Here is a 20,101-nt window from a genome sequence, read left to right as displayed (position 1 = left end):
TCAGATTTTAAATCTCAAATTCCTTAAAATAAAATTAATTCCGTTTTGGAGGCCCTTTTCTTTTACATGGAAATTTAAAAGAGAGATGATATCCAAAATTTGATACCAAAATAACTGTAATCTGGTTGGCTCTACTGATTTGGATGCTATTTCCAGTGTGTAATTACTTTTTACAATCTGGTTGAAAGCAATTTCTTCTATCTTTTTCAATTCATTAGTTTTTAGCCTGGATTTATATTTCATAAAGTTACCAGAAACAATTTTCAAACTATCTTTCGCATCTCCGTAATTTTCTGCTGGTTTTGCTAGGGAAAGCATATTTTCATCAAAACTGCAACTCACAAAGTCGCATATTTTCCGCATTATTTTTTCAGGGTTTTCCAAAAGTTTTTCATATTGAATTTCTAAAAAATCATCCGGAAATTTTTCGCTGGTAAAGTGAGCCTGCTGAATCTCAGTTTTCCACCTATATGCTGCCCGGAACATATTTTTACCCCAAATATTTTTAATTGAAATGCAATAATCTCTTGGGTCTCTTACAATATGGATGAATTTGGCTTTCGGAAAAGTTTGTTTTAATAATTCCAGGTATCTAAGATATTGAGGAGTTTTATCCCCATAAATTTTGCTTTCAAGGCCTTTCGGACTATAGAATCTTAAAATGAAACCAAAAATACTTTCCCAGGACTGCTGATTGACAGAATTAAGAAATTGTTTTTGGGGCAGCTCGATTCCAAGTTTTTTCATTCTATGGTAAAAATTAACCTGGGTAAACATTTTGAAAAATCTGGTAAGTTCTTCCTGGTTTTTAGGGGGATTGCCTTTGAATTTTTTGATCAATGCAGGAATAAAATGAGTCTCTCCTTCAGGGATACTTATGGACGGATTTTGATTTAAAAGGTCCCTTAAAAGTTTTGTACCACTTCTGGGTAATCCAACAATAATGAGTGGTCCCCTGAATAATTCGGCTTTAGTTTGCATGTGAATATCAAATTATAAAAAGCAACTTTCCCATTAAATCATTTTTGTGAAAAGTTTAAATATTGTTTTCTCGATAAGATTAACTTCCTTTTCCCATCTGTTTCCTGATTTATTGTGAATTCCTCTGGAATTAACAGCTAACTGATATGAAGACCCTTTGGCAGGGGGGTACAACATTTCTTGTTTATAATTTATTTCAAGGAATTCACAAAGTCGTTTAATTACCTCTTCCGAGTCATTAATTAAATTTTCATAAGTACACATGAGATAATTACTATTATTTCGGTTAGCTTTAAAGAAATTGCAGGAGCTTCGATAAGTGAGAATTGTAACAATCAAAATTTTGAAAGACATTTTCTGCCTATTAAACCAGCCTTTTTGATTTTTTAGATGTTTTCTTTTTTGCGAATTGTAAATGGCCAGAGGGTGCCTGTTCAAATGAATAAATTTCGCTTCAGGAAACCAATTTTGAAGTTTTTTGGCACTGGCAATATGAACCGGAAACTTCGCTCCTATTTTTGTTTTTCCATTTATATGGGCATCATATTTTAATAGAGCAATAAAAATTTCCTTAAAGGATTTATCAGTTTTTTTTAGGATTGCTAACATATCAGATTTGTTACCTTTAATGTCTCTCCAATAAGTACCAAAAAAAGTATTGTCAAACATTAAATTTACCAGTTTCTGAAGATTTTCTTCACTTTCAATCCTGCCTAATTTACTTTTCGTTAAATTGATAAAATCATGGCGAATCCAGGAAGGAGTGATAAAAAATATTTCAGGAGATATGTTAATATTGGAATTGTGATTTACTATATTTTTAAAAATTTTGGAACCAGTCCTAGGCATTCCTACAATGAATATTGGTTGAAAATCAAAATTTTTAAAATCCTCATCCATTTTCATTTAAAGCTTAATTCATTAATTATGTAATGTGTTTATTGATTTACCAATTCTAATTTTTCTTCCTTAAGATCAATAATATTTGGATAAAGTAAAACACTTATTATCAAACCATTCAATATAGTTAAAAACATGTTTTCATAGGGAAGATATATTAGGATGAATATCACTGAAATCTTTCTTATGAGCACCTGCTCCTTAAATAAAGGGAATTCTCTGGAACGATTAAAATACAATACAAAAATGGTCATAATGAAAAATGTCGTTCCTATAATTCCCACTTCTGTCAGTTTTTCGGATAAAGAAGACCTGCCAATTTTGTATCCTTCATATTGATTACTTAATTCCCCGGTCCCAATACTACTTTCGGAGGTTGACCCAGGCCCTCTTCCAAAATAAAATGTATAGGAATTTTCTTTAAGCAATTTATATCCAAATGTTAGAGCGGATCCTCTCCTTAATGCTCCGTTTTTTTCTAAAATTCCTTTGTTTTTTTCGTCTGTACCAAATAAATATCCCAATATGTAATTAGGATCTGTCAGATAAGCATAAGAGCCCTTATCTTTTAGTCTTCCACTTCCTCTGAGGATATTTTCAAAAATCATTAGACTAAAGCCCATAACAAGACCCAAAACCAAAAATTTCCCAAAGAACTTCCAGAAGTTTTTATAGCCAATATAAAGGGCAAAGAGAAAAAGTATAAATAAAAGAAATCCAATTCCTGCCTTATTGTTAGCAATACCTATAGACAATATAAATATGATAGATAAATTTCTAGGAGAAATTTTATTGATCAGTTGTTTGTGATGATACCAATACGAAATAGAAATAATAAAACAGAAACACTGGAAATATAAATACTGACTATCTGAACTAAATAGGCCTGCTACCATATCACCCGTGGAATTTCCCAAGGTAACATATATTCGCTGAAGAATTGCAAGAGCAACCGAAATTAACCCTGCTTTTACAATTAGCTGATAAACTTTTGAAAGCGAGAGCTTATCATATACCGCTTTAAAATTTACCAGGTAAGCAAAGATGAAAATAAATCCTCTTTGGGAATAAATTGCTGTGGCGATTTTGGTCCCATTTATAGCCACAGAAACAATGGCGATGATTAGAAAAACACAAAATGAGAAGATAAACCAGGAACTGACTTTCAGTGGACGTTTCAGGAAAATAATGATTGAAATGCCAAAACATATTATCAGAATTATTTGCTGGAGCCATGTTAGGATAGATGGAAGGCCAACAATATATCTATCTATATACTCAATTGGGATAAATGTAAAAATGAAAGGAACCCAAAATAGCAAATTACTCCTCTTACTAAAAATTAAGGTAAAAGCAGAGAGTATTATGAGAATACAAATGGCAAATAATATGTAAAAAATTTTTTCCAAATTGATTAAAGTTTGGGCAAAATATGCTGTGTTTTTTCTCCTTTGGATAAAACTAGTTTACTCCTTTTATCCCATGAATAATTATTAATTAAATCCTTTTGGGCATTGATTCCCAGATGGCACCTAAGGTCTATGTCAGCATGAAGCATATTAATTTTTTCAACCCAATCATTAGGGTTTTTTGGATCTGCCAATAAAGCATTTTCATTCTCCTTTATTACTTCTTTTAAAACAGGTAAATCCGAAGCTATAATTGGTTTTCCACCTCCCATATATTCAAACAACTTTAAAGGGGACATCCATTTACTAATATCAAGTGTACCCGAACCAACAATTACTCTGGATTGGTACGGAGCAAGCATTACATCAAACTGATCCATATAGGTATAAATTTTCTCAGGATTTACAAAACCGTGAAAAAAAACATTGTCCAGGGAGATATTTTTTTTAATTTCATTTATTTGATTTTTGCTCCCTCCCACAATATGAAATTCAAATTGTGGGAGTAATGTGGCAACCTCTAAAATAATTTCAGCTCCTTTTCCCGGATAAAGACTGCCAATATACCCGAGTTTTAGCTTTTTCCCCTTTAAATTAAAATCAGTCGGGTTGATCATACTCTCAGGAATTTGGGAAAGGTCTGCTCCATCGTGGGCTACCACAATCTTGTTTTCGGATAAATCAGGATATAATCGGAGATATTCTTTTTTCAATGCCCCAGAAATGGTTACTAACTTTGAAAAATTTGAGTTTAAAAAAATTCTTTTTAAAACCCACTTTCTAAGAATATTGGATGGTGGTGCATGTGCTTCGAAAAAAATAGTAAAATTTCTACTATAAAAAAAAGATAGCAATCCTGTGGAGAAAACATCCCTGCTGTAAATAACCCCACCTGCTTTTGCTAACCAAAGCTCCCTTAATACCTTAATGGCGTATATTATCTTATTAATAAAGTTAATTTTAGGCCTTTTTAATAATTTTATTTCGAAAGTTGCTGATACCTTATAAAAATCAAATGGGTTGGTTTTTTCATCAGTTTTTACGGCAAAAAGAAATACTTTTTCAAAATGTTTTGAAAATGCCTGACACATTTTCATCACTTGAATGCTATTTGCCTTTTGAGAAGGAATTTGTGAGCTACTCAAATAATAAAGTCTTTCCATCTAATCAGAAGAATATAATTTTTTATTAAGATAATATGGAGGTATCAACAAGGGATAAAGTAATACTGTGTTATTTTCTTTCATCCATTTATGATCGTAGTATACTTTTGTGTTCTTTTTCTTATCATTTTTCATTCTATTACCAAAAATATCGTGTGTGCAGGCTTTTTCCAGATCAGGCTCCATAAAATCTAATTCCAGGTAATGAAGTATCTTTTTGAAAGTTTGATCAGTATTAAACACCAATGTTTCGTAATTTATGGATAAGAAATCCTGGTTTATTTTTTTAAGAAATTTTAGTTTTCTGAAATTTCTATAAAACCATTTGTAGGAATTAAATAAAAGGCCATAATCTTTCCTGTTTTTTCTTTTATTATTTTTCTTTCTTGAATTAATCCAGCCTCTGAAATCTCTGGAAAGGAAAATTACCTTTAGATCAATTAAATTTTTATCGTATGTGGAATAATACTCCTTGAAACTATCCAGATTTTTAGAGCTGTCAATTAAAATTTTTCCTGGGAAATGTACCTGAAATAATTTAATAATGGATAAATACAATTCCTTATTTGTCATATTTGGATTATAGTCCAGAAGAAATTTGTTCCATACTTCACATTGTTGAGGTTTCTTTCCACAAGAACAATTGGGAAGATCAAAAGGGGCAGACTGATTTTTAAGTGTTTTTAATAATAAGGCGATTTCACCAAATCCAATAATTGAAGGATGTGAAGATAATAACAACTGTAAAAATGTGGATCCACTATGACCTAATCCCATTATAAAAATAACTTTTTGCTTCATATTCTATCCAAGGATTTTTTCTAACCGGTTTACAGCCTTTGTAATATCAAAGGTATCCAAAGCAAATTCTTGACATTTTGCCGATAATAATTTCCAGCTGGAGAAATCATCACATAGCTTAATAATTTCCTGCGATAACTCAGAATTATTTTTCGAAACTAATCCAATCTTATTTTCGCAAATAATATTATCAGGATCTACCTCAAAGGAGAAAACAGGTACCCCACGGAGCCAGGCTTCAATAAAGGTATTTGAAAAACCTTCATATTCACTTGTATTTATTAGAAACATGGATTCCAATAGCATTTTTTGGACCTCTTCCGGCTTTAGCTCTCCAAGCAATAATAAGTGGTCTGTTTCATCCGAATATTTTTTTAACATCAATCCATATTTATCCATACTCACTTTTCCAATTACTTTCATTGAAATATTGTGATCTTCCAGAACTTTTGCAAGTTCAATAAGTCTGTCAGGTCTTTTAAAAGGCCTTAATCTTCCTATCCAAAGTAATTGTTTCTTTCGCTTATCAGAATTTAATTGGATTTGCTCTACCGGATGAGCATTGTAAATCACCTGACCCTCTAATTTTCTGTATTGTCTTAATAAATTATGTTGATGAACTGTTTGTAATAAAATTATATCTGTTTTTTTTAATGCATTGAAGAAAAAAAGCTGGTTGACAACATTATATAAGTTTATCAAAAGACTTGCATTTCTTTGTTGTTTCCAGTTAAGGGCAAACTGTGAATCTCTGGAAAAGGCCCAGATAACTTTACCTCCTATTTTGTTGGCAAATTTTACTAGAAATATAAGATAGGAAATATTAGCCCTCGAATACCAAAAATCAGCTTTTATTTCCTCCATTGTCGACCTCAGACTTGAAGAATTCAACCATTTTAAATACCCTTTTCTTTTGGGTATGCTTCGAAGAATTATTCCTGAACTATCTACCTTGTATATTTTTGTCTGGCTTTCAAAGATGTAATATACCTGCCAGTTTCTGGAAAGAAGCTCCCTGGCCAAATAATAGCATTGAGTTTCAGCTCCTCCTTTATAGAACTGATAAAAATGTGGTAATATAAACGCTATTGATTTTTTCATGTATTATTTGAGCAAATAGGATTTTTTTGGGCCAAAGTTTTTGTATTCGTAAAAATCAATTCCAAAAACATTAAGAATTTCAAAAGCTTTTTGGTGTTGGTTATCTGTAATTTTATCCCTCCACTTTTCTACAAGCCATCTTTTGTTTTTTGCCAGTTTTTGAGGATCCAGTAGAATATTTTGAGATTCCCGGGAGGATTTTCCTGTTGAAACTGAAGCTTTATTTAGCCTGTTTGTAATTTTCTCTGGTTTAGGAAATTGAAATTTTGAAACCAGGTTTTGAATGACGATTTCTGGCTGTAATACAGTTTGCTCATATGAAACTGTTAACCAGGATTGATCCATTTGCCTTAAAGGTAAGGCATTTTGAAAGCACCAATCCAAAATTGCCATTTCAAAATGATCTCCTTTTTTCAAGATTTCCTGACTGAATTTTTTTTGTTCAACTGAAAAGTGATTTATATATGGTTTTTGTAAAAATGATTCAATTCTTGGGCACACTTTTCTGGAAAGTGATACAGGAATAGGGTGCCTGATTAAAAAAATAATTTCGCCATTAAACTTTTTTTTAAACCAGTTAAATTCCCCTTCACCTGCAAAAAGAATTTTAAAAATTATTCTGGAGGTAAATGGTTTCCATAACGGCCTGAAAGGAGCAAATCTGGGAAACCGAAGATCATTATCTTTTCCTTGAATAAAATGATTGATATATTTTTCAATTGATTTTTGATTAACCGGATTAATTAAATCCTCCCAATTATCCATTTTTAGATTATCACGAACATAGCCTTTTCTAAGATTAAACGGTTCTTTTATCATTCTGAATTGAGGCTGGGTATGAATAAGTTCGGTAAGCCAGGTAGAGCCACTTCTGGGAGTTGAAAATAAAAAAATATTTTTCTCACCATTTGCCCTATGGTAAGAAGAGTATAATTTAATTAAAGCTGTTGTATTAAAAATTAAATGCTTCATTTTCTTATTTTTTCCAACTGTCCAGATTTCTTCCTAATAGTACTTCCAATTCATTATTACTCTCCTTATAGACTTCATCAATTAGCCATGAACGTGTTTTAGGATCCATTTTGGGAAGTTTCTTCTGGTTTAACTTTTCCAAAGTTTGAGAGAGCGTATACAGATGAATTTTTCTGAAAAATCTGGATGAATAATTAAGCAAAATACTTTTCCCTAACTTTGGTTTTGATGATGCTGCATTAATCTTTCCATTGGTAAGCGGAGCAATATAGCTTTCATCTACCTTCAAAAATTGATAGATTTTTTTTAAAAATTTAGCAGGATCTTCTTCAAGGTCGTCAAACAATAAAACTAAAATATTTTCAGCGGGAAAAAGCTCATAATATTTTTTAAGGTGGCTGGCATATAATCCTTCACTAATAAATTCTTGTTTTGATTTGATCTTTTCTTCAAATGTTAAATTTTTATTTTCATTAAATTTACTTTTTGCATTCCAATACCTGGAATATAACCGGTCAACAGGATGTCTAAGGGAAACTATTATTTTTATATCCTTTCCTAAGGTATCATATATTTTTTGAGCAATACCTGGTTTATGCAAATAGGAGGGTGTAGCTTCACCTATTACTTTTTCGTTTGTTACAGTATCAAAATATGAATGATAATATGCCAATCCCTTTTCAAAATCTCTGTCAAAAAAGTGAAGTTCCTTTTTTTTAGGCATAAAAATTTCCGGATGACATCTGATGTTATTATCAATCCATGTAGTTCCTGCTCTCGGACTTCCTATTATTATGAAATTAGGTAAATGTTCAGGCATAATTTTATTGATTAAATAGTCACTTTGCCTCTTCTTTTCATTAATTTTTTATATAAGTTTATTTCAGATTTTATCTGTAAAAGCATTTTCTTTTTCACAAAAATGAGGCAAAACAGAAACAAACCATTTGCAAGAATACTACTCGCTAAAAAGGAGACAAAACTTGCTTGAGGCATCCAAGTTTTTGTGAAATAAAAAATTGAAGCAATTATAAAAAAGGAAATAAAATGCTTGATGAAAGTAAAGTCAAATGGAATTGGATGTTTGAGGTTTAACCAACTAAGGATTACTAAATAGGTTATAAAGGTGGCTATTCCGGAGCCAAATAGACCATAGACAGGCACCAATATAAAATTGAGAATGATGTTGATGATCATACCAACCAGTTGAAAAAACAACTCATATTTGGTCTCATTTTTCAGTCGGATTAAAATATAATAAAACACTTTAGTTCCTGAAAAAAAGGAAGCTGAACCAAGCAGAAAAATTAAAAATTCGATATGTGGTAATTCTATTTCCTTGTCGATCAAAAAGAACAGAATATCTTTAAAGTAAAAGGTTAAATAACCTAAAATACCAATGGAAATTGCTGCAAAAACAATTAAGCTTGATTTAATAATATTGATAGATTCTGCCTTGAAACCATCGTCCCAGACTTTTGGTAAATAACTCATCATCTGTTTTCTAATAGGGACACTTACAAAAGACAGCAGATTTGTAAACCTATGGACAATATTGTATATGCCCAAAGCTTCCACACCGAGGTAATAACTTATAAAATACCTGTCTGCTTTATTTAATAGTCCACCTTCAATATTACTGATAGCCAGGGGGTAAGAGAATTTGAAATACTGAATAAATATATTTTTTGAAGGCCAAACAAAAGTTAAATCTTTAGCAATTAAAATGAAAAATATCAGGACGATTAAAAAATCAAAAATGGTGTAATATAACACGCCAAAGTATATATCCTTGTAAATTACCGTACCTATTACAAATCCCAAATAAGGCAAAAAGGCATAGGAAAATTCCAGCACCGAATAAAGTTTAAATTTTTTACCCCCCAACAGAAATTTATTTATGTTGGTATAACAAGTATTTGAAAGCACCATAAAACTTGAAATCTGAAGGCTTTCTAAATACTTACCCTCCAAAAACCAATTATTAATAAAGGGGGAAATTAGGAGGAGAATTATTACACCAAGGAACCCAAAAGAAAAAGATGGAATGAGTACAGAAAAAAAGTGTTTACTTAATTCTACTTTATTTCTTTTTTCAATTTTAGAAGCAAATCGTTGAAATCCCATTCCCAATCCAAGTGTGCAAACTGGAACTAGAATTTTTACATTCGCATAGATTTGAACAAAAGCTCCATAGTTAGAAAGCCCTACAGCTCCTATTATCAAAGGCAAAAAAATGATGCCTTTAGCTTTGCTCAATAACCCCCCTACAGATATGAATAAAGTATCTGTGATGAATTTTTTCATAAGTTTGTTTTAAGTCATCATTTTCATTTAAATGAAATTTTGATAATTAGTATTATTTACATTGTTATACTCTGTGTTTATACGTTTTCTTTTTTCTTTTTTTTAGCTTTTAAAAGTTTACGGCTTATTTTTTTATCATCAGAATAATAGCCATATCCGTAACCGTATCCGTAAGCAGAGTTTGAGCGTTTCACATCATTCAATATCATTGAAAGATTTGAAAGTTTTTTATTTTTATAAATTTTATCAATGTCTTCAATAAATTTAACCCTTGAAATCCCTTGGCGAACGACATAAATATTTACATCTGTGTAATTATTGATAATAAAATAATCAGCTACAAGCCCTAGAGGCGGAGCATCAATTATGATCTGATCATACAGATATTTTAATTCATTAATTAAAATCCCCATCCGATTAGATTCCAATAATTCAGTTGGGTTAGGAGGAATAGTTCCACTTGTAATTACATCAAGGTTTTCAACAGTACTTTTTTGAATTACATCGTTAATAGTGGCCTGATTAATTAAATATGTACTCAGTCCAATATCATGGGACTCTGAGTGTTTTTTGCCGTTTTTGGGCTTTATCTGTTTAAAATGTTCTTCTAATTTTGGTTTTCTTAAATCTGCTCCGATAATTATAGTTCGCTTTCCTGAGATGGATGACATGATACCTAAATTAAAGGCACAAAAAGTTTTTCCTTCCCCGCTTATGGTAGAGGTAAAACCAATAACCTTTTTCTTATCCTCCGAGCCAAGGAACTGGAGATTCACTCTTAATCCTCTAAATGATTCAGCTAATCCTGATTGAGGAGCATTTAATATAGTTACGCTATCACTAGATTTTCGGGCAATAGATCCTGCAAGAGGAATTTGTGTTAATTTTTCCAATTGATCAACGTCTTTTATTTTATCATCAAAAAAATCTCTAATAATAATTATTGATACAGGAACTAATAAGCCTAAAAAGAAGGAAATCAGGTATACCGGGAGTGGTTTTGGTGAAATAGGTTCATTGCTAATAGCTCTGGCATTATCCAGAATTTCATTTTCAGGCATACTTGAAGCTTTGGCAATACCTGCTTCCGCCCTTTTTTGTAGCAGGTAATTATATAAGTTATCACTAAAATCAAACTTTCTCTGAATTTTAACCAGGTTTCTTTCATTTTCAGGTAATCTATTGATTATGCTTCTAACCTGAGAAATTCTACCGTCCACATCATTAAGAGCTATCTGAGAAGAATTAATGATATTTTTAACATTTTCAGTAAGCGTTTTCTTGAGGTTTTCAATTTGTAAGTTTAAGATGGCTAATTCTTTGCTTTTTTCACTTGCAGTAAATGACAAAGCTACTTTTTGTGAATTTAATTGTTTTAATTCAATGATGGAGGCATTCAGTAACGGGTCCTCAATACCAATTGATGCTGGAGCAATTATGGAATTAAAATCACTGTTTTCTAAGTAATCTAATAAGAATTGATAATATTGATCTTTAACTTTTAGTGCTGCTTGTTCAGTTTCGAGTGATTGAAGATTTTCGGCTGCATTTGCCGCAGCGAAATTGATATCTATCACATTTTTTTCCTTTCTGAAATTTTCCAGTTGTTCTTCTGCTCCCTGCAACGAGTCTGTGATTTGAAGAATTTGACTGTCGATAAAATCAATTGTGGTTATAGCGGTTTGATTTTTCTTTTCTAACTGATTATCAATATAAACTTCCCCTAATCGATTTAGAAAATCAATTTCTTTTTTTACAACAGGACCTTCTAATTTTAATTCTATTACAGAGGCTTCGTCACTATAGGGTTGTATAAGTAATTGTTTTCGGTAGGAATCTGTCAATTTTTCTAAATCCCTAATTTTAAAGGCATATTTTTTTCCCTGTTTGGAGAATCCCTCAAAAAATTTATCAGAATGCTGTACAGAAAACTTAAAGTATTCTGAACTACAATCCTGACCCACGTGAACTGTATCTTCAAATGAAAAGTGATCAACAAAGGCTTTTGATTTTTCTCCTTCCTGGACTTTAGTGACAAAAAAATCATCTTCCTTAAGGGAAATAACATAGATATTATCAGCTATAAAATTGATATAAAATAACTTTTCAAAAATTTGGGAGTGAGAAGAGTCATAATTTACTTTAAAGGGTACTGTTTTATATTTTTCAGCTAGTCTAAAAGTATTTTTTTCAAAGTAGGAAATAGTAAAGTCTAAAGTTTTTACTGCATTATTTACAATCTTATAGGATTTCAATATAGCGATTTCATTTTCGATATTCTTTTTACTATTAAACACACCCATGTCACCAAAAATATCCTGAGTACTTAAAGTAGAGCCACTTTCGTCATCAATCATGATTGTGGAAGTGACTTTGTAAATGGGAGTTGCTACTTTTAAGTATAAAAAGCCTAGTCCTATGAATATAGGGATGAGAATGGCAAAATAATACCACTTCCGTAATATTTTGTATAAGAAGGATTTTATATCGATTTGTTCTTCTTCGCTATTGTTGACATAAGATGTATTTGAATTCACTGTTTTATTTATTTATAGTAACAATAAGGTTGATAGTGGTAATCACAACAGAAACTACAGATAACACCAGTCCATTTACCCTGGTATTTACATTTGCTGCTTTAGCTTTGGTTGGTTCTACATAAATAATATCATTTGGTAGTAAAAAATAGTATTCAGAAGAAATGAGGTCTGGCTTTGAAACATCAATATATGATGTTATGGATTCCTTACCGGTTTCTCTGATAAGTTTTATACTTTTTCTGTTGGCAAAATCCGTAAGATCCCCGGCCTGGCTTAAAGCCTGAAGGAGGGTGACCTTTCCTTCATAGATATATTGTACCCCTGGTCGGTTTACTTCTCCTAACACAGAAATTCTAAAGTTCGTTAGTTTCACTGATACTGAGGGGAATTTTAAATAATCCTCAAGCTGTTTGTCGATCAGGTCTTTTATTTCATCAGTTGTCAGGCCAACGACTTTTAAATCTCCTACCAAAGGCAACCTAATAAAGCCCTCCTGATTCACCATATAACCGGATAAATATAAAAGTGCATTGTCTACTCCACCTGGACGAGAGCCAAGAGCACCAGTGCTATTAAATTCTCCCGTGGTTGATTGTTCAAATGAGTTTAGCTTAATTGAAAGGTTATCAAAAGGTTTAATGGTATAATTAGATGTAGTATATCCAGTGAAAGCCCTTTGATTTGTCTTGTCTTGCATGTAAAGTAGTTTATTATACTTTACGCAACCAATTAGATTAAAACCTAAAAGAAGTAAAAGAGTAATTGTTAATCTCATGGTAGTCAGTTAAATTTCTAGTTTTATAGAATTGTTTGTTATGATAATTTTTATAAGTGGAAATTTTAAAGCACTGAATTTTTCCAAACACGGAAGGATAAAAACTGATCTTATATTTATCAATAATATATAATTTTTTAATTACAAAAGCTATACATTAACAATTATTAATCTAAATATACAATAAAATTAGGGCTGGTATTAGAGATGAACAATGAATACATTTAAAACAAAGCCATAAATGAATTTTAGACCCATTCATTATTCAAAAACAAATTATTATATTGGTAATCAATGGGTACTATTATTTGTGTAAATATTAAAAGAATATGGCTAAAGGAATCTGGTTAATTTCCAGGGAAACACTTCCATTATCTATAAAGGATAAACTTTTGGAAATTTGTACTGCTATCTCTCCCGATAATATTACACCTAACCCACCAAAAATTGAAGTAAATAATTTTAGAGCTTATGCAGTGGTGAATCCTTACTCCTCCATGCTCACCACAAAATCAGGCCTTTTATTAGGGAAGATTTTCAATCAAAATGAAAAGTGGGATATTCCCTGTGAAGCATATCCAGATGGGTCTTTTGCTCTTTTTAGGGATGGAGATAAATTTTCAGAGGTAGTGTCTGATCCTGCCGCCTCCAGAACGATTTGGTACTATATTGACCAACATATGTTTGTTGCCTCGACTTCTCAGAGAGCCATAGTGTTGTTGGTTGGGACATTTGAGTTTGATAAAAGGGTAATTCCCTGGATTTTGTCAACAGGGTCTTTAGGTCCACTTTATTCATGGGATAAAAGGATCAAAAGAATTCCTTCTGATTCTTCCATCATACTAGACAAAGAAAAATGGGAGATTACTGTAAAATCAAATTTAATTGAATTTAAGGAATCTAAGGTTTCAGCTCAAATACATGAGACTACTTTTATATCGACCATTAACTCAATCTTCAAAAAAATTAAATTCAATTATTCCAATTGGGTTGTGCCACTTTCCGGAGGTTTTGATAGCAGGGCAATTCTTTGCCTGTTTAAAAAAAATCAGGAATTGGATAATATTAAGACCATAACCTGGGGCCTAAAAGCTGCTTTGAAAGATTCAAATAATGATGTGGTTATTGCAAAAAGATTAGCCAATGCCTTAAATGTTTCCCATGAGTTTTTAAGTACAGATATTTCCAATGAACCAATTGAAATAATTTTCCATAGATTTTTCCAAAATGGAGAGGGCAGAGTTGACCATATTTCAGGATATATGGATGGGTTTAATATTTGGAAAAGTTTATTTGAAAACAGGATTGAGGGTATAATTCGCGGTGATATAAACTTTTGTTCATCCACTGTATCTACTCCTCAGGAATTGAGATTCTCCTTGGGATTGGCATTTTGTTCTGATTTTTCCAATCTAAAGGATTATGCGGACTATCAAGGGTTTGAACAAGAACTTCCAGCAAATTTTTTGAGGAAAAATAATGAATCCTTACTACAATGGAGAGATAGATTATATTTGGAATATCGTATATCAACTATATTGGCTGCTTTGTCAGATCTCAAACTTAGTTATGTAGAACTGGTTAATCCATTATTATCGAAGGAAATTTTAGAATTGGTTAGAACACTACCTGATCACCTCCGGAATGAAAAAAGGATTTTTAAAAAAATGGTCAATTCCATTAGTCCCAATATTCCTTATGCATCTGAGGGAGGAGGAGCAAAAGCTGCTGACATTTTGAGAGAAAACAGAATCCAAAGCTTATTATTACAGGAAATATCGACTAAGCATGCCTATGAATTACTGCCTTCAGATTTATTGGACACGATTCAGGAAAATTTAAAAGCTTCCAAAAACGGAGAGAGCGGTAAATTGAAAACCCCTTATAAAAGCTTATTAAGAAAAATAATCCCAAAATCCTTTAGAAAAAGGATAAAAACAAAAATACAATCATCTCAAAGTGTAGATTATAATATTTTGGCTTTTAGAGTTTATATGATAATAAAAATGTATAAACTACTAAGTAAAATAAATTGATAACAATGAACAAATTGATGTTTGAACTCCTTTGAATATTAAAACAATTATTCCATATAGTTTTTACTGAATTCGAATTAATGAAATAAATTCTTATTTAAGGCCTTTGAGCAATTAGCTGTTTTGTTTGAGAAGATCAAAAATTAAAGTCAAAAACAAAAGTATACATTGTTAAATAAAGAGTTTTCTACTCTAACTAATGGGAATTTTCAGCTTAACAAAGCTATCCTATTTAATTATTCTGAATGAGAATCATTGATTCTAATGAATTGAATTTCTCAAATATTTGTTAACAACTAGAATAATATGGTGGCTTTAATATTGACACTAAAAAATTCTTTAAGTAAGTTTACATATATACTGAGTCTTAATAAGATATCTTTTTCTAAATAAATCTTTCAGTAATCCAGCACTAATCAACAATTGTTTGAATCCAGTTTCCTAACTTAAGATTAACATTTTCAAAATTTAGAATTTCTTATTCTACTTTTTGGTCTTCCTGTTTAATAATAACCTGAAGACAAATTGGGAGGTGAGGGTTATAATGTATTGCCTGTATTTTTGAATTTACCTAGACTTTAGATTTTCAAATTACCAGTAAATTAGGGGTTTAAATTGCAGTTAAGTTAACCAGAAGGCGAAGCTCCCATTGAAAAAGGGTGTTTCACCATAGAAAGTTAAACTTGCTCTTGAAAATGGTAAAGATTAATTTTTTAATTCTGATTCCTCCAATAAAAACAGCATAAATTTAACTATTCAGATTACCTGATATGACTATGAAAAATTTAAACTGGTTAATCATTCTGTTTTCATTGACAATTAATTTTAATTCTTATGCTCAAATCAATTTCAATTCAAGTGGATTACAGGGTGAGATAAGTGAAAATCCAACCTCTCTACAATTTGGTCCTGATAACAGACTTTATGTTGCGCAACAAAACGGATTAATTTATGCCTATACCATTAGCAGAAATGGACCTAATAATTATACAATTACAGCTACCGAAACGATTGATATTATAATAAACAATACACCCAATCATGATGATGATGGGAATTATAATGATACAAAAGAAAGGCAAATCACAGGTATCTTTCTAACTGGAACTATGAGTAATCCCGTCTTGTATGTGAGCTCAAGTGACTGGAGAATTGGAGCTGGAGGAGGAGGAAATGATTTAAATTTGGATACAAACTCGGGTATTTTACATCGATTGACCTGGAACGGAAGTGCCTGGGAAAAAATTGATTTGGTAAGAGGGTTTCCGAGGTCTGAGGAAAATCATTCTGTGAATGGAATGGTGATTGATCCTTTCGACCCCGATATTTTATATCTTACTGTGGGTGGTCATACTAATGCCGGGAGTCCTTCAAACAATTTTGCCTTTCATACGGAATATGCCTACTCTGCAGCTATTTTAAAAATTGATTTGTCTGCCATTAACTCTATGCCGGTAAATACGACAAATCAATTTGGGTATACTTATAAATGGATTTATGATTTGCCAACTTTAGATGATCCAACCAGGACTAATATCAGTAGTACTGATGGATATACTGACTCTGGTGACCCATTTGGTGGAAATGATGGTTTAAATCAAGCAAAAATTGATCCTAGTAGTCCTGTGCAAATATATTCACCTGGTTGGAGAAATGTGTATGATTTGCTCATTACGGTTACTCCTGGAAGAGAAGGGAGAATGTATGCAGTAGACAATGGTGCTAATGGTGGTTGGGGAGGGCATCCTGATGGCGAAGCCGATTATCCTGCAGAGGCCTTGACCGCGTCTGTTACCAATAAATACCTTACCGGTGAGCCTGGGTCCACTAGTAATGGGCCAGGAGGAGATCCTGCAGTGAATAATAAAAATGGATTACACTATATTCGCCCTCTTGTAAATGGGGATTTAAATTATGTCCCCGGTGATCCTTTTAATAATCAGATATATTATGCTGGTCACCCCACTCCTGTAAGAGGAAACCCGGATGGGGCGGGATTATTTACGAAAGGAACACATACACTGAATCCAAATGATGGATCTGATAGTTATTGGCGGAATGAGATTCTTAATGAAAATGATCCAAACTTTTCTCAACAATCTCTCCCCATAGACTGGCCTCCAGTGCCCTTAAGTATGGCAAACCCCGCTGAAGGAGATTTCAGAAACTCTGGTGAAACTGATGGGGCCTTGGTAAATTACGGACCCTCCACTAATGGAATTTGTGAATACACCGCCAGTAATTTTAATAATGAATTAAAAGGTGATTTACTCATGGCGGGTTTTAAAAATGATGGTCCAATATTTAGGGCGACTCTTAGTGCTGATGGTAAATCCGTATTAAACTGTCCAGATCCTCCTAATAATTGCAATAAAAATATTGCGTCTGGCTTTGGTTCTACTCCTCTTGATGTCATTGCTCAGGGTGACAATGATATTTTCCCCGGTACTATTTGGGCGGTTACTTATGGTTCGGATAATATAGTTGTATTTGAACCTGGAGATTACGATGGAGGGGGAAATCCATGTAACCCTGTAGATGCCTGGGATGTAGATAGTGACAATGACGGGTATCCAGATGCAGATGAGTTTGATAATGGTACTGATCCTTGCTCTGGTTCAAGCCAACCAGAAGATTTTGATAAAGCATTTGTGAATGGATTTTTGATATCAAATTTAAATGATGATGACGATGATGAGGATGGGATAATTGACGTTTATGATGCTTTTCAATGGGATGCTACAAATGGCTTTTCTACTGATATCCCTTTTAATAATGATTTGTTTAATGTTTTGGGTTATGGATTTGGAGATATTGGGATGACCGGACTCATGACAAATGGTACAACGGATTATCTTAATCAATTTGATGCAGACGAAACTATTTTTGGAGGAACAGCAGGGCTGTTTACCCTGTTCACCACTTTTGGAGATGTAACCCAAAATAATCAGGACAATGCCTTTCAGTTTGGTATTAATGTAGGAGAAACCACTGGTACCTATGTAATTAAAACCAAAATCAATGCTCCATTTTTTAATAATGAAACACCCCAAAACTATCAGTCTCAGGGATTTTACATTAGCACCGGTGATCAGGATAATTATTTCAAATTGGTTCTCGCTGCAAACAGTGGTTCTGGTGGGTTTGAGGTTTATTATGAAGGGGGAGGAATCCAACAATCTGGACAGCTCTACAATGTAGCTAATTTATTGTCCGAAACTGAAATAGAGTTGTTTTTGGAGGTTGATCCTGTTTCCGGTACGGTTCAGCCAAAATATTCTATCGATAATATTAACATAATAAATCTTGGATCAGAGATTACAATTTCAGGTTCCTTGCTGAATGCAATTAAGGGTAATTATTCCATAAATGGAATCCCCTCTGCTTTGGCAGTTGGAATTATTAGTACATCATATCAATCCAATCCTTCTTTCGCCTGTACATGGGATTATTTTAGTATTTCACTAAAAGATACCGGGAATAATGAAATTATAGTAGAGGATATCTCTAATCAAACCAACACTGAAGGAGAGCAGGTTGATCTGGCTGTGGTAGCGAGTGGTGGCAGCGGGAATTTTACTTATGAAGCTTTAGGCTTACCTCCAGGGCTGAGCATAGAACCTACAAACGGTCATATCTTTGGGACAATTCAGAGCAATGCCTCTTCAAATAGTCCATTTCAGGTAACTATTACTGTAACAGACAATGAATTAACGAATACTTCAGCTACTACAAATTTTGAATGGGAAGTTATTCCTATTATGGGAACATGGGAAAGTATTACCAATACAAATGAGCATATAGCCAGGCATGAAAATGCATTTGTTAGGGCAGGGAATAAATTCTATATCCTTGGAGGCAGAGAGTCTGATTTAGTGGAAGAATACGATTATGCTACAAAGACCTGGTCTGCAGGAGCTGAGTCTCCCATTTCCATTAATCATTTTCAGGCAGTTGAATATGAGGGTTTAATTTGGGCAATATGTGGATTTAAGGATAATAATTTTCCAACGGAACTTCCGGCTGATTATATTTATTTATATGATCCAGTTGGAGATTTCTGGCTTCAAGGTCCAGAAATCCCAGCAGCCAGGCGAAGAGGCTCTGCAGGTGTGGTGCTTTATAATAACAAATTTTACATTATAGGGGGAATTACAAATGGACATACAAATGGATGGGTTTCGTGGGTAGATGAATATGACCCAGCCACGAATTCCTGGAGGCAATTACCTGATGCCCCCAGAGCAAGAGATCATTTCCAGGCGGTGGAAATTAACGACAAAATATATGTTTCTTCCGGGAGAAGATCCGGGGAGATAAATACTCTCTCGCCTACAATTGGAGAGGTTGATGTATTTGATTTGTCATCCGAAGTTTGGTTATCAAGTGCTTTACCTGATAATATTCCAACAGAAAGAGCTGGAGCTGCTGTGGTATATTATAATAATAAAGTGGTAGTAATTGGGGGAGAGTCCACATCAGGTGTATTTGCAAATACTGAGGCTTTAGATATTAATACAGGAAACTGGGATACCTGGGATGAGTTGAATACAGCAAGACATGGGACCCAGGCAATTGTTTCTGGTAGTGGTATATTTATCACCTCAGGTTCACCAAATAAAGGTGGTGGAAATATGACGAATATGGAAGTTTTTGGGAATAATAACCCTCAGGGAATACCTATTACTGCCAGTTCTCTAAATACCATTGATCAATATTCTTTTAGTGGGGCTCCGGGTAATGTGATTATTAATTTAATAAATGCAGATGGTAATCAGGGGATATTTATTGAATCTATATCTTTAACAGGTACAGATATGGATAAATTTTCCTTACCTTCATCAGGGTTAGAGGATATACTGCTAAGTGCTGGTCAGACCTATGGTTTATTTTTAGAATATACGGGGAACGACCCTCAGGATAATGCTGAAATTTTGATTGAATATGGTTTTAATCAGCAAAAAACAATTCAGTTGTCAGGTGGTGCTTCCGGCCCAGTAAATTATGCACCATTGGTGACTAACCCGGGGAATCAGACAGCAGTTGAAGGGGATAATGTAAGTTTACAAATAGTGGCCAGTGATGGAGATAGTGGTACTCAGACTTTAAGCTATGC

14 protein-coding genes are annotated in these 20,101 nt (G+C 32.9%); 3 read left to right on the top strand and 11 right to left on the bottom strand.

The window, feature by feature from the left end:
- Genes A3EM_RS0118195 through A3EM_RS0118185 form a run of 3 tightly spaced genes read right to left on the bottom strand, consistent with a single transcriptional unit; the run spans position 1 to position 2,987 of the window.
- Positions 1-981 carry a sulfotransferase family protein gene (locus tag A3EM_RS0118195; RefSeq protein ID WP_020529670.1) on the bottom strand — a complete coding sequence of 327 codons (981 nt, stop codon included), beginning with the start codon at positions 979-981 and terminating at the stop codon, positions 1-3.
- A gap of 33 nt (positions 982-1,014) precedes the next feature.
- On the bottom strand, positions 1,015-1,881 hold the full coding sequence (locus A3EM_RS0118190; RefSeq protein ID WP_169513380.1) for a sulfotransferase family protein: 867 nt from the start codon (positions 1,879-1,881) through the stop codon (positions 1,015-1,017).
- 38 nt (positions 1,882-1,919) lie between these two features.
- Positions 1,920-2,987 carry a hypothetical protein gene (locus A3EM_RS0118185; RefSeq protein ID WP_020529668.1) on the bottom strand — a complete coding sequence of 356 codons (1,068 nt, stop codon included), beginning with the start codon at positions 2,985-2,987 and terminating at the stop codon, positions 1,920-1,922.
- 13 nt (positions 2,988-3,000) lie between these two features.
- Here A3EM_RS0118185 and A3EM_RS0118180 point away from each other — a divergent pair, with 13 nt between their 5' ends.
- Entirely contained in the window at positions 3,001-3,276 is a 276-nt protein-coding gene (locus tag A3EM_RS0118180) for a hypothetical protein (RefSeq protein WP_169513379.1), read from the top strand.
- Positions 3,277-3,295: 19 nt separating this feature from the next.
- On the opposite strand, the gene A3EM_RS0118175 is transcribed toward A3EM_RS0118180, so the two are convergent.
- From A3EM_RS0118175 to A3EM_RS0118140, 8 genes are all read right to left on the bottom strand, one after another.
- A complete protein-coding gene (locus A3EM_RS0118175; protein ID WP_020529666.1) occupies positions 3,296-4,453 on the bottom strand; it encodes a glycosyltransferase in 1,158 nt (385 codons plus the stop codon).
- Positions 4,454-5,254 carry a sulfotransferase family protein gene (locus A3EM_RS0118170; RefSeq protein ID WP_083925255.1) on the bottom strand — a complete coding sequence of 267 codons (801 nt, stop codon included), beginning with the start codon at positions 5,252-5,254 and terminating at the stop codon, positions 4,454-4,456.
- 3 nt (positions 5,255-5,257) lie between these two features.
- Complete coding sequence (locus tag A3EM_RS0118165) at positions 5,258-6,355, bottom strand: glycosyltransferase family 4 protein (RefSeq protein WP_020529664.1); 1,098 nt, start codon at positions 6,353-6,355, stop codon at positions 5,258-5,260.
- A gap of 3 nt (positions 6,356-6,358) precedes the next feature.
- Positions 6,359-7,327 carry a sulfotransferase family protein gene (locus A3EM_RS0118160; protein ID WP_020529663.1) on the bottom strand — a complete coding sequence of 323 codons (969 nt, stop codon included), beginning with the start codon at positions 7,325-7,327 and terminating at the stop codon, positions 6,359-6,361.
- Positions 7,328-7,331: 4 nt separating this feature from the next.
- Positions 7,332-8,147 carry a sulfotransferase domain-containing protein gene (locus A3EM_RS42810; protein ID WP_020529662.1) on the bottom strand — a complete coding sequence of 272 codons (816 nt, stop codon included), beginning with the start codon at positions 8,145-8,147 and terminating at the stop codon, positions 7,332-7,334.
- Positions 8,148-8,158: 11 nt separating this feature from the next.
- Positions 8,159-9,634: a lipopolysaccharide biosynthesis protein gene (locus tag A3EM_RS0118150; protein WP_020529661.1), complete on the bottom strand. Its 1,476-nt coding sequence runs from the start codon at positions 9,632-9,634 to the stop codon at positions 8,159-8,161.
- Positions 9,635-9,711: 77 nt separating this feature from the next.
- Positions 9,712-12,171, bottom strand: a complete 2,460-nt coding sequence (locus A3EM_RS0118145; protein ID WP_083925254.1) for a GumC family protein — start codon at positions 12,169-12,171, stop codon at positions 9,712-9,714.
- Positions 12,172-12,175: 4 nt separating this feature from the next.
- Complete coding sequence (locus A3EM_RS0118140) at positions 12,176-12,949, bottom strand: polysaccharide biosynthesis/export family protein (protein WP_026210382.1); 774 nt, start codon at positions 12,947-12,949, stop codon at positions 12,176-12,178.
- A 329-nt stretch (positions 12,950-13,278) separates the two neighbouring features.
- Here A3EM_RS0118140 and A3EM_RS0118135 point away from each other — a divergent pair, with 329 nt between their 5' ends.
- Both A3EM_RS0118135 and A3EM_RS45955 read left to right on the top strand, forming a co-directional pair.
- Entirely contained in the window at positions 13,279-14,985 is a 1,707-nt protein-coding gene (locus tag A3EM_RS0118135; RefSeq protein WP_020529658.1) for an asparagine synthase-related protein, read from the top strand.
- 776 nt (positions 14,986-15,761) lie between these two features.
- The coding region (locus tag A3EM_RS45955; RefSeq protein ID WP_211211986.1) for a Kelch repeat-containing protein at positions 15,762-20,101 on the top strand (4,340 nt) is incomplete at its 3' end.

Origin of the sequence: Flexithrix dorotheae DSM 6795, assembly GCF_000379765.1 — a bacterium.
Classification (GTDB): Bacteria; Bacteroidota; Bacteroidia; order Cytophagales; family Flammeovirgaceae; genus Flexithrix; species Flexithrix dorotheae.
This window is presented reverse-complemented; position numbering and strand designations above follow the sequence as displayed.